Genomic DNA, 12188 nt, shown 5'->3' on the forward strand with positions numbered 1-12188 from the left:
GTTATTTAGCGTGCTGAATAGCCACCATCAATGACAAGCTCGGCACCTGTAATGTAAGAAGCTTCATCAGATGCTAAAAATAAAATAGCATTCGCTACTTCCTCTGGTTGGCCAAGGCGACCCATTGGTGTTGCTCTTACTAACATATCCATTGCTTCTTTTGCTTCTGATAATTTAGCAGTCATTGGTGTTTCAATGACACCAGGGAATACTGTATTGACACGAACATTGAAAGCACCAAGCTCGGATGCCGCTGCACGAGCAATCGCACGTAAAGATCCTTTAGAGGCTGTATAGGCATTAAAGCCAGCGCCAATAATTGCTGTGTAAGAGGATGTATTAACGATAGAGCCTTTCCCAGCTTCTTTCATATAGTTAGAGGCATGTTTAATGCCCAGGAAAGGTCCAAAGGCATTGATATTATGCATGATTGACCAGTCCGCTTGTGTAATTTGATCTGGTCCTTTTTCGGAGGAAATACCAGCATTGTTAATTAAAATATCAATGCGACCATATTTCTCCACAATGGCCTTTGTCACTTCTGCCCAGTTTTCATCAGAGGAAACATCTAATTTCATACCCTCTACATTGTCTAGCTCAGAGATCTTTGCTAGATTATCTTCATTAATATCAGCTGCAATTACAGTAGCTCCCTCTTGGGCAAACAATTTCGCCATTGCTGCACCCATACCAGATGCGCCACCAGTAATCATCGCAATTTTATTATCTAAACGTCCCATTTTCTAAACTTCCTCTCTTCTGAAATGTGGTTTTAACCTATACTTTCGTCCACAAAGAAAGTATAAGTTTAAATAGTTTACTATTAAACTATATCACTTTTAGGAAACGTTTTCAAAGAATATCTCTCTAAATATGAACAATCTGTTTTATCTTTCCCTATTTTTACGATACGATATACTATAGATGTGGAACCATTTGAACGGAGGAATACAAGTGAACGAGCAAAAAAGACTATACAAAGAAGCGATGCAGGTTTTGAAAGATACAAGCCGCACGTTTTATATACCTATTACATTTTTAAAAAATGATTTAAAGATATCAGTGGCTGCTGCCTATTTAGCGATGCGTGCCATAGATGAAATTGAAGACCATGAGGAACTTGCTAATGATGTAAAATTTGATTTACTGTCAGCAACGAGTGAATTACTAAAGGACACTTTCAATAACGAAGCCTATCAGGCATTACTCGCACCTTATGCAGAGCAATTACCTGAAGTATCCCTTCGTTTAGCAGATTGGCTGACATTTTGCCCTGAGGAATCCAGAAAAATTGTCCAGGCTTCCACAAGTGAGATGGCTTTTGGGATGGCAAAATGGGCAAAGGCGAATTGGCAGGTCCGCACACGTGAGGATTTGGACGATTATACATACTACGTGGCTGGGCTTGTAGGGACAATGCTGTCTGAGCTTTGGGCATGGGGTGCAGGCGTTCAAACGGATCGCGATCTAGCAATAGGCTACGGTCGTGGGTTGCAGGCTGTCAACATCTTACGTAATCAGCATGAGGATTTAGATGAACGTGGTGTAAGTTTCGTACCAGAGGGATGGACACGCGAGGATTTATTTGCGTATGCAGAAGAAAATTTAGCCAAAGCAGATTTATATATGAAGGATATCAATAAACGTACTATTCTGCTATTCTGTCGCCTACCACTTGCCTTAGCGCACAAAACACTAAAGGCAATGCAAGAAGGACGAGAAAAGATGACTCGTGCTGAGGTAGAGCAAACTGTTGAAGAGGTACAGGCAGACTAACATGAAAAGCCCCAGTAAACGATTACTGGGGCTTTTCTTATTTATATCGCATCAATAAATCTTACAATTAATTCATAGCTGAAATAGATGGATAGCATCGATAACAACATCAGTACGATACCTTCTACCTTGCTACCAGTTTTCGTTGTAAGTGGAAAACGAATGGAGACAGTCGCAGGGAAAAATAGTTTAACCCCTTTTTTTGTACACATATCAAGTATGATATGACTAGCCATCCCGATAATTACTCCAATAGATATCGCTCGATAGGGAATTAACATATGTAATAAAACCATCATGCTTATTAAAAACAACAAACTATGTGTAAAGGAACGGTGTCCAAATACCGTAGTCACTAGCTTCGCGATGAGGGGAAATGTTCGACCTATTTTACTACCTCTGTGGCAAATATCTGGAAGTAACGCACCAATAACCCCTGCACCAACTAAGACAAGTGGGTTATCATTTGAAAACTGTGCAAAGGCAAGACTTGCTGTAATGCCCCCAACAATATGGGTATTCCCTTGCATAAATTACTTCCACTCCTTCTCTCTCTTATTTTTCCTTCTTAATGTAACATAATTCGACACAAAAGGGAACATACATTCCGAACGTACGCTCGAAACTTTTTCCACTCTGATTGTATAGCTAGTTAAATTATGGATAAACATAGTGATGGAGGTTAAATATGAGAGCTTATAAAGGAATACTTTTTATTTTATTCATTATGTGCGGTAGTGCTTTGCTTTGGTATTTTGCTAAACCAATGGCACCCATCCATCCGTTGAACACATTAAGTCATTTCATCGGAGGCTTAGCCATTACTTGTTTATTTCTTGTATTTTTATTAGCTACAAGAATAAAAACGTTGGAGCGTTGGTTTAATGGTCTTGAGCGGGTCTATTTTTATCATAAATTACTAGCCATTCTTTCACTTGTATTAATTTTTATCCACGGACAATTACAAAAAATGGTTCCTGATGAAGAGCTAATACAATCAACGTCACTCAACGAATTCGCAAAAGATCTTGGCGAGCTTGCCCAATACGGCTTTATCATCCTAATCATTCTTGCCTTTATTGCAAAATTCCTGAAGTACGAGCATTGGCGCTGGCTTCATCGATTATTACTTGTGCCCTATACATTTGGCATTTATCATGCTTATTTTTCTAGCCACTATGATTTATTACAGCCCTCAGCTTTAGGAATTTTTACAGCATTAACAACTACGATTGGATTTATGTCAGCCCTTTATATGCTGACAATGTATCAGGATATGTTCTTTCCCTATAAAGGTCAGATTTCATCCATTCAAAGGCTGACTCCTGAGATATTGGAAATTAAGTTGAAGCTTACAAAACAGCTGGATTATCGACCAGGACAATTTCTCTTTCTGAAAGTCTTTCAAGAGGGTATCGAAAAAGCACCACATCCCTTCTCTATTTCTGGAGGGTGTGGACAACAAATCAATCTTACAATGAAGGCTATAGGAGATTATACCAAACAGGTTTACAATCTTATTCAGGTTCATACAGAGATTGCTGTAGATGGCCCCTATGGTCATTTTGACTTTGACAGCGGGGATGCACAGCAGCTATGGATTGCAGGAGGTATGGGCATCACCCCATTTCTTGCCTATTTACACACGAAGCCTGATAAGAAAATTGACTTATATTATTCTTTTCACGGGCAAGACAATGTCATCTACAAAGATTTTTTAGAGGATTATGCACAAGCAAACGACCATTTTACTGTCACATTTATTGATACAACACAGCGAAATAGACTCTCTATTGATGAGTTATCCTTCTCTTCACAAACAACTATTTTTATATGTGGACCAAAAAAAATGATTAAGCATTTCAAATCAGCTGCTCCTAAGAATAATGTACAGTGGGAAGCTTTTTCATTTAGATCTTAGAAAGGTGTACACCTAAACCTAGATGTACACCTTACAATTAAATCGTGAATTTAGTTGCTTCTTCTTGCAGATTTTGAGCAAGTTGCGCCAACTGCTCAGAGGCTACGGACATCTCATTCATCGTAGATGCCTGCTCTTCCGTGATGGCCGATACATTTAATGTATGATCATTTGTTGCAAGTGCCTGTTTGCTAATTGCTTGCACCTTTTCGGTTACTGCCTGCAGCTTTTCAAAAGCATCAGATGTCGTTTTGCTTGTCTTTTGCATGGTGTTTTGGAGACCTTCAGTTGCACTGGCAATTGTATCGAAGGTCATGCCTGCCTGTTGAACAGAGCCAATGCCTTGATGAGCTATTTTTCGACTTTGCTCCATCATCTCTACTGCGTCATTCATTTGTTCCTGAATCGTCTGCACAACCTTTGCAATATCTAACGAAGCACGGCTAGTTTGTTCAGCTAGAGCTTTAACCTCTCCTGCAACAACGGCAAAGCCTTTCCCTGCTTCCCCTGCTCGTGCTGCCTCAATGGCAGCATTAAGTGATAGTAAATTAGTTTGGTCGGTAATAGCCGAAATGAGCTGACTCATCTGCTCTATTTGAATCGAATGCTCCTTCAACCCATTCACCAGATTGGCACTACTGTCAACCTGTGCATGTAGGTGGACAATATCATTCACGAAACCATGTATTTTTTGTGATCCGCCAGTAGCGAGTTCAGAGGTTTTTTGTGATTGTTGGACAGCTTTATGTAAATCGTCCATGGCGGTCTTCATATCCCCACCTAGTTGTGTTGTTACACCCTCTAACTCCCCACTCACCTGTTGTTGTGAACTTGTATTTTCTGCCACCTCTTGCATAGAAATCGCAACTTCTGTGACAGTTTTATTGACCTCTTGCACACTTGCCGTTAATTCCTCTGCAGTAGAAGCAACTGTCTCGGTTTCAGCTACAATGCGCTGCATCATCGAACCTAATGCTTCCACAGAGTCATTATAATACTGCGCCATTTCACCAAATTCGTCCTTCGTATGAACGGCCATTTGTTGCGTTAAATCACCCGTAGCAAGATAGCCTAAATGAGTATTCATTGTTTTCACTTCCCCACGGATATAACGAGCAAGGAAATAAATACTAATTGCGATAAGTAAAATTAGAACGACACTGATCACGATTTGCTGTTGAAGCATTGCCTGTATTTCGCCGTAAAGCTCAGTTGTCGGAACCAGTAAAACTAACTTCCACGGCATATCTTGTATTTGCATAAATTGTAAGGTAAAATCACTACCCTGACTGCTTGTATGTATTAACTTTTTTTGCTCAGAAATCTGCTCCACAGGCATGTTCAACAACTGCTGGATCGTTTCTTTATTCACTTTATTTACATCAGGGTGCGTTAAAATTTTGCCACTATCATCAATTAAAAATGCATAACCACTCTCTCGAATTTTCACGTCAGAAACAATGGATTGAATTGAATCTAATACATAATCCCCTGTAATAACGCCAATGGGCTTAGAATCTTTGACAATTTGTGTACCAAATGAGATAAACATTTCCCCAAGAGCTTCATCAAAATAAGGTGCAGTATGAACTACCTTATTCGATTGGATACTATTGCGATACCATTCTTGCTCGTGAAAATGATAGGCAGGATCTTCATAAGCATCCGTAGAGACAATTTTTTCTTCTTCCTTATAGGCATAAGGCCCGAAAATTTCCCCTTTTGCCACATTCTCCTCTAGCCATAATCCCATACCATACGTTTCCTTATTGAAAGGCAATAGCTGCTGTACGTAGCGAATAAATTGCTCTCTGGTCATCATACTGTCAGCCGATTCTATTGTTGTCTTTGCACTATTTATGAGCTGAATGTGTGCATGCAATTTGCTCTCAACGGAACCTGCAACATCATCCGCTAGTATAGACATTTCATTTTCAATAGAGCTTTCAAGTTCATTGGATACGTTCAAATAATTAAGGAAGGTCATACCACCTAAAAAAACAGTGATGACAGGAATAAGCATTGCGATTTTTGCCATAATATTTAAATTTCCTAATAGCTTTTTCATTCACCTTCACTCCATATCTATTATTATTGCTCTATTCCATCTCTAGTATAAATGGATTATACCTACAAAAATATGTTTTTTTTGTAACTTTTAAATCCTAGATTCAAGACTCTTTAATTCGAGCAATTTACTTGGAAAATGAATTCATTTATCGTATAGTAAAAAACGCATCATACCATGAAGGAGACAAAATAATGACAGTGACAAAAAGTTCTTTAACTAAAGTTATGCACGAGCGTAAATCCGTTCGTAAATACGATGAAAACTTTAAAATCCCGCAGCAACAATTAGAAGAATTACTTGTAGAGGCAACATCTGCTCCATCGTCTAGTAACCTACAGCCTTGGCGCTTTTTAGTAATTCAGGATGAAGCGGTCAAAAAAGAGCTACGTGCTATTGCCAATAACCAAGAACAAGTAGAAACTTCCTCAGCAATTATTGCTGTTCTAGGTGATACAAAAATGTACGAAAATGCCGAGGCAGTCTATACAAAGAACTTCGATCTTGGCTATATCAATGAGGCAACAAAAGATTTAATGATTAACAACTCAATCAACTTATATTCTCAACTTCCCCAAGAAGTGTTAAAAAATATCGTTACATTTGATGCTGGTCTAATTTCGATGCAAATCATGCTACTAGCGAAAGACATGGGCTATGATACAGTGCCCATGGGTGGATTTAATAAAGAAGCCTTTGCTCAACGCTTTGAATTAGCTGACCATATCGTCCCAGTTATTTTAATTGCGATTGGTAAGGCAGCCGCACCTGCTTACAATTCTTCCCGCATTGAACTTGAGCACATCGCCAAATTCATTTAATACACGTGAAAATAGTCATCTTACACTGTAGTTAAGATGGCTATTTTTATTTTTTGTGGCATTTCTTGTGCATCTACCATCATAGGATAGTAATGTTTTTGTACGTACTTGTTAAAATTAATAAAACGGAAAATGATTCTCAAAAACTAGCATAATAATGTTCCTCAGGATATTTTTTGTATTTTTATCATAAGGTACTCAAAAAATCATCATTAAAGACTTAAATAATCCACATCATTCTAGTACATTTGTGTGATTTCTACTAAATATTACATCTAAATTGTTGTAGCCTAAACACTTGAGGATTGTTATGATTAGGAGGTATTTTCATATGAAGGGAGGTTTTTCTGATGAATTATGACTATAATGATTCTTATTATTACTCAGATTTAGATGCAGCCATGGGTGGTTTATTTTTTATCTTTATACTAGCCGCTCTTGCAATTGGTTTAATTGCCTACATTATTAGTGCACTTATTTATTTTATGACATCTAAAACAAATGGTTTTGGAGATGTAGCCTATATTGCTTGGATTCCCATTATTAATGTATATAGTCTCTTCCTGCTGACAGCTGGTGGGGATACTCGAGAAACAATACGTGCAACAGCTTTAAAAAATACGCTGATTTATGCGGGCTTAATCATTGTTTCGTTTATTCCATTTATCGGTATTCTGGCTTCTTTAGGAGCGGCAGGCTTTACACTGTATTTCACATATCGCCTATTCTACCGCTGGTGTGGCGAAACAGGTAAGGCAGTATTATACACAATCTTAATGGTAATAACAGGTGGATTGTTCTTTGCCATCTACGGCTTAATGCGTATGAACAGACCTTTCGTTGCTTAATTGTTTAAAACCTCTTTATGCCCTTAGGCTAAAGAGGTTTTTTACGTAATTTCACAGAGTAATGGTGCATGGATTTAGGAATTCCCTTTAATTCAAAAACCCCGCTATATACTAAATAGCGAATTCTATATTCTAAAAAGAAGATATTTGGGGGGGCATCCATTCTTGTTAATAGCTCTGAGATGAATTCACCTGTTTGTATAAAATCAGTACCCCCTTGCTCCTTATGAAGTTGTTCAATCGTTGACATAATCAAATGATCATAATAATTCTCTTGTACTGCTTGAATTTGTCGATGTAGCCATAGTCGACAAACATCCTTTGTCTGTGCTAAACTTTCCCACTGCTGCTGAAAAATTAGACGCTCCTTTGCGGACATTCGCTTTATATCATACATTTCCATGTTCCATTGATGGTTGATAGCCCGCTGTTCACCTGTGTTGATAAGAACAACTTCATTGGTTTTATTACGTAATAAATAGAGTAGAAATCTAATACCACACTGTTCTTCTGCATTGTACCCACACCAAATGTAAATCTGCAGGTTGCTTGGAATATCCTGTATCTCTCTGATTGTGTTCATTAATTTATTTCGATTTACAAAATCATCCATTCCATCATTAATATTTTCTCTTAGCCACTCATCACGGAATGCCTGTCCTCTTTTTTCATCGAGTTTCCACAATGGTCCAATCGACAAATCCTCTGGAAACCCGATCACATATTTCGGTGGAGCAAGTGTCGCTCGTAAGGAGCCTGCTGCAGATTCCGAGCAAACAATATGTACCATTTGTGCTGAAGTAGTAGTTATGACCTGTTGAATATAATCATTAATAATTTCTACCAACTGATAGAGCTCTTCCTGCCCCATAAAGAAAGACCATCCCTGCTGAGGTGTGCTTTGTTCATGATGAAATGCTGTAAAAGATTCAGATGGCTCAAGCTCATACCCCTGCCATTCCCCCTCCCTCATCACATCTGCTATTGTGATATACTCTAACGCTTGAATTCTATATACTAGCACCTGGTTTGTGTCGTAGAAGAAATAGATAAATGGATAATGCATGGATGTTTCCATTCGCACTGCCTCCTTTTTAAAAATTGTACCACAATGACAATCTCTTCCATCATTTTTCAAAAAAGTAGTTAGCTAGCACCATAAATATGCTATTATTATAGTTAGAAAATTATGAATTTATAGCAAAGGGGATAAATGAATATGTATGAAAATATTTTAAGACATCCGGGGCCAACACCGATTCCAAAAAAGGTACAGCTTGCGATGAATCGGGATATTTTTAGTCATCGTAGTCAGGAATTTGTAGAATTATACCGAGAAACAATTGAATTAGTAAAGCCTGTTTTCGGTACGACACAGGACATCTTACTTTTACCTTCGGGTGGGACAGCCGCGCTTGAGGCTGCAGCTGTTAATACTGTATCTGCTGGTGAAGAGGTTGTCGTCATCACAGTTGGAGCTTTTGGCGACTATTTCGTTTCAATCTGTGAGCAATACGGCTTCCATGTACATAAGCTCGAAAAAGAATGGGGACAGGCTTGTACAGCCGAAGAGCTTCGAGCATTTTTACAGCCATTACAAACTATTAAAGCCGTTTTTGTGACGTACAATGAAACATCCACAGGTATTTTAAACCCTGTTGCTGAACTAGCTCAGGTGATCCGTGAAGAAACAGATGCCCTCGTTATCGTTGATGGTGTAAGCTGTATTGGTGGCGCTCCTGCTGAAATGGATGCTTGGGGCATTGATATTCTGGTGACAGGCTCTCAAAAAGCCATGATGCTCCCACCTGGACTCTCTCTTGTCAGCGTAAGCGAAAGAGCTTGGGAAGTCATTGAAGAAAATCAAACACCTGCTTATTACTTAAATCTTCAAAGCTATCGTAGCTGGGCGGAAAAGGGCATGACACCTAATACCCCTGCTATCACACTGATTTACGGACTGCATGAGGTGTGTAAATTAATTGAACAAGAAGGTGGCTTTACGCAAACAGTTGCCCGCCATGACCTCATGAAAAACATGGTGCGAAATGCAATGAAAGCATTACACATGGAGCTATTAACTGAAGATCAATACGCTTCTCCAACTATTACAGCAATTAAAACACCTCAAGGAATTGATCTTGGTGAATTTTTGACGCACCTTAAGCAACACTATCATTTAGATTTCGCAGGCGGTCTAGGTCAACTACAGGGTAAAATTTTTAGATTCGGCCATATGGGCTATTGTTTCCCAAGTGACATTTTACAAGCCGTTTCCCTACTCGAGGCTGCCCTACAAGACTTCTCCTATGATTTCGAACTAGGAGCAGGCATCCTTGCCGCACAAGAAGTATACTTAGCCGCACAACGTAAAGCACTACAACGTTAAAACAGCAAAAACAGGTGGAGAATTTTCCACCTGTTTTTTAATTGGATTTTTTTCTACTAAACTTGAAGTTGCGTTGCGCGTTTGTGGACGCTAATCTGAGCAGGTTGCTTCACTTTTTGAGAGCTTAAGACCCCAGTTTGAGCGGGTCCATACATTTTGTGAATGCTTTGGACTCCTATTGGAGCGGATCCACACATTTTGTGAGCGCTTTGGTCTCCTACTTGAGCGGATCCACACATTTTGTGAGCGCTTTGGACTCCTATTTGAGCGGATCCACACATTTTGTGAGCGCTTTGGACTCCTATTTGAGCGGGTCCATACATTTTGCGAGCGCTTTGGACTCCTATTTGAGCGGATCCATACATTTTGTGAGCGCTTTGGTCTCCTATTTGAGCGGGTCCATACATTTTGCGAGCTCTTTGGACTCCTATTGGAGCGGGGCATCTCACTATTTGAATGCTTTACCCTATGCTCGAGCGGGATATAACTAATAGAGGTCGAGCATCCATCCAAACATAGCTCCACACCGTCTTTAATTAAATTCCTTGGCCTTTGCTAAATAAGCGGCTCGCATTGTAGGTGGAACCATACTACCACCAGTGGCCCATACGAGATGTGTGGCTTGTGGGAGATGGCTTACTAATGCATGCTTTTCAAGATAGGATTGACCTTGTTGCAATAAACGAATGGCTCCAAACATCCCTGCGTGTGCAGATGGCTCTAAAAATAAATCTTCACTTTCCATGGCTAATCCTAGAGATGTAAATAATTCTTCATCTGATACTGTATAGCAACCACTTATATACGTCTCCATCACTTTTCCTACAAATTTGGAGGCGCGTCCAACAGCTAACCCATCCGCTTCTGTTCGATTGTCAAGACCTATATCTTCTACACTAATTGCATCATGTAAGCCTGTCATCAGCCCAATCGTCATACAAGGAGAAGCAACAGGTTCTGCAAAGAAAATATGCACATGCTCACCATAAATCTCTTTTAATCCATAGGCAACACCACCTGGTCCTCCACCTACGCCACATGGTAAATAGACGAACAATGGATGTGCTTCATCCACTGAAATATTCGTCCTTTCTAGCTGTTCCTTTAAACGCTTGGCAGCTACGGCATAGCCAGCAAATAAATCCTTAGAATTTTCATCATCAATAAAATGACATTTTGGATCTTGCTCAGCTTCCTGTCGCCCCTGCTCAACAGCTACACTGTAATCAGCTTCATATTCAATCACTGTAGCACCCTTTTCTCGCAGTAAGGCTTTTTTCCACTCCTTGGCATCACTCGACATATGTACAACGACATTAAAGCCGAGCTTCTTGCCCATAATGCCGATACTTAATCCTAAATTTCCAGTAGAGCCTACTGCAATCGTATATTGTTGGAAGAACGACTGAAATTCTTCTGTTGCTAAAATCGCATAATCATCCACTTCTTTGAGTCTTCCACTTGCCAAAGCTAGCCTTTCTGCATGTTTTAATACCTCATAAATTCCTCCACGTGCTTTGATTGAGCCAGAGATCGGTAGTGCATGATCACATTTTAAAAGCAATTGGCCAGGAATCGCCACACCATATGCTTGTTCAATAGCATTTTTCATTGTAGGAATCGCCTTGATCGTTGACTCAATTAAACCCTCGCTTTCTAGAAGCTCTGGAAATGCTACTTTTAAATAAGAAGAAAAACGTTGTAATGTTGCTTCCGCATCATCCACTTCAGGCATCGTAAAGAGCGTTGTTTCAGGATTTTTCATCCAATTTGTATTTTCCCACAATACAGTAGCCTTTTTTGCTAGTTCGTTCAACTGCGGATATTGTTCGAATAGTTCGTGTTTATGTTCATTTTTCACCTGTAGATTCCTCCAGTTTATGGGCTAAAATTGCTCGTTCACAAATTTGTCGAAATTTCATTTCAAACGAAATATTGTTTTCTTGTGTTCTTTTTTTAGGTCCCTTTGTTCGTCCACCTGCCCTTCTAATTTTCTGACCAACATGCCGCATATCGAGCAAACGTTCGATGTTTTCATCAGACATTTCTCGTCCATTTTGATCAATCGGATACCCCCCTCGTGCTAAAACCATGGCTGCTAATCCGTAATCCTGTGTAATAACAATATCGTGTTTTGAAAGCGCGTTCACTAGCGTAAAATCAACCGAATCTGGACCTTTGGGTACAATAATTGTTATTACATTATCACGTTCAACACGATGGGATGTATCGCAAAATAAGATAGTTTCTATCTCAAACTCAGATGATATAGATAGCGCCAAATCCACGACTGGACAGGCATCAGCGTCTATAAGAACCTTCACAATAAGGCATCATTCCTTTCTCGTAATTAGATGAATAACTT

The 12188-nt window shown here is 39.4% G+C and carries 11 protein-coding genes; 5 read left to right on the forward strand and 6 right to left on the reverse strand.

The genetic code is table 11. The features are described 5' to 3' along the window. Nucleotides 1–5 precede the first annotated feature (5 nt). Nucleotides 6–740, reverse strand: a complete 735-nt coding sequence (locus V1L66_RS14905; RefSeq protein ID WP_016992499.1) for an SDR family NAD(P)-dependent oxidoreductase — start codon at nt 738–740, stop codon at nt 6–8. A gap of 214 nt (nt 741–954) precedes the next feature. Here V1L66_RS14905 and V1L66_RS14910 point away from each other — a divergent pair, with 214 nt between their 5' ends. Further along, the gene (locus V1L66_RS14910; RefSeq protein ID WP_333006531.1) at nt 955–1776 is read left to right on the forward strand and encodes a squalene/phytoene synthase family protein; all 822 of its coding nucleotides are present in this window, start codon (nt 955–957) and stop codon (nt 1774–1776) included. A 41-nt stretch (nt 1777–1817) separates the two neighbouring features. On the opposite strand, the gene V1L66_RS14915 is transcribed toward V1L66_RS14910, so the two are convergent. After that, nucleotides 1818–2306, reverse strand: a complete 489-nt coding sequence (locus tag V1L66_RS14915; protein WP_048390054.1) for a metal-dependent hydrolase — start codon at nt 2304–2306, stop codon at nt 1818–1820. A gap of 158 nt (nt 2307–2464) precedes the next feature. Between V1L66_RS14915 and V1L66_RS14920 the strand changes: the two genes are divergently transcribed. Next, on the forward strand, nt 2465–3697 hold the full coding sequence (locus tag V1L66_RS14920; protein WP_333006530.1) for a ferric reductase-like transmembrane domain-containing protein: 1233 nt from the start codon (nt 2465–2467) through the stop codon (nt 3695–3697). Nucleotides 3698–3734: 37 nt separating this feature from the next. On the opposite strand, the gene V1L66_RS14925 is transcribed toward V1L66_RS14920, so the two are convergent. Then, nucleotides 3735–5765, reverse strand: coding sequence for a methyl-accepting chemotaxis protein (locus V1L66_RS14925; protein ID WP_333006529.1), 2031 nt, complete (start codon nt 5763–5765; stop codon nt 3735–3737). A 194-nt stretch (nt 5766–5959) separates the two neighbouring features. Between V1L66_RS14925 and V1L66_RS14930 the strand changes: the two genes are divergently transcribed. Next, nucleotides 5960–6586, forward strand: coding sequence for a nitroreductase family protein (locus V1L66_RS14930; RefSeq protein ID WP_016992492.1), 627 nt, complete (start codon nt 5960–5962; stop codon nt 6584–6586). A 350-nt stretch (nt 6587–6936) separates the two neighbouring features. Further along, nucleotides 6937–7434, forward strand: a complete 498-nt coding sequence (locus V1L66_RS14935) for a hypothetical protein (protein ID WP_004269361.1) — start codon at nt 6937–6939, stop codon at nt 7432–7434. Nucleotides 7435–7462: 28 nt separating this feature from the next. On the opposite strand, the gene V1L66_RS14940 is transcribed toward V1L66_RS14935, so the two are convergent. Further along, nucleotides 7463–8512, reverse strand: coding sequence for a DUF1835 domain-containing protein (locus V1L66_RS14940; protein WP_333006528.1), 1050 nt, complete (start codon nt 8510–8512; stop codon nt 7463–7465). 141 nt (nt 8513–8653) lie between these two features. On the opposite strand from V1L66_RS14940, the gene V1L66_RS14945 reads away from it, so the two are divergent. After that, nucleotides 8654–9823, forward strand: coding sequence for an alanine--glyoxylate aminotransferase family protein (locus V1L66_RS14945; protein ID WP_333006527.1), 1170 nt, complete (start codon nt 8654–8656; stop codon nt 9821–9823). A gap of 532 nt (nt 9824–10355) precedes the next feature. On the opposite strand, the gene V1L66_RS14950 is transcribed toward V1L66_RS14945, so the two are convergent. Both V1L66_RS14950 and V1L66_RS14955 read right to left on the reverse strand, forming a co-directional pair. Then, complete coding sequence (locus tag V1L66_RS14950) at nt 10356–11684, reverse strand: D-serine ammonia-lyase (RefSeq protein WP_333006526.1); 1329 nt, start codon at nt 11682–11684, stop codon at nt 10356–10358. After that, nucleotides 11674–12147: a YaiI/YqxD family protein gene (locus V1L66_RS14955; protein WP_258860615.1), complete on the reverse strand. Its 474-nt coding sequence runs from the start codon at nt 12145–12147 to the stop codon at nt 11674–11676. The genes V1L66_RS14950 and V1L66_RS14955 overlap by 11 nt, the downstream gene beginning before the upstream one ends. Between the last annotated feature and the right edge of the window lie 41 nt (nt 12148–12188).

It is taken from the genome of Lysinibacillus sp. IITD104 (genome assembly GCF_036698265.2).
Taxonomy (GTDB): Bacteria; Bacillota; Bacilli; order Bacillales_A; family Planococcaceae; genus Lysinibacillus; species Lysinibacillus boronitolerans.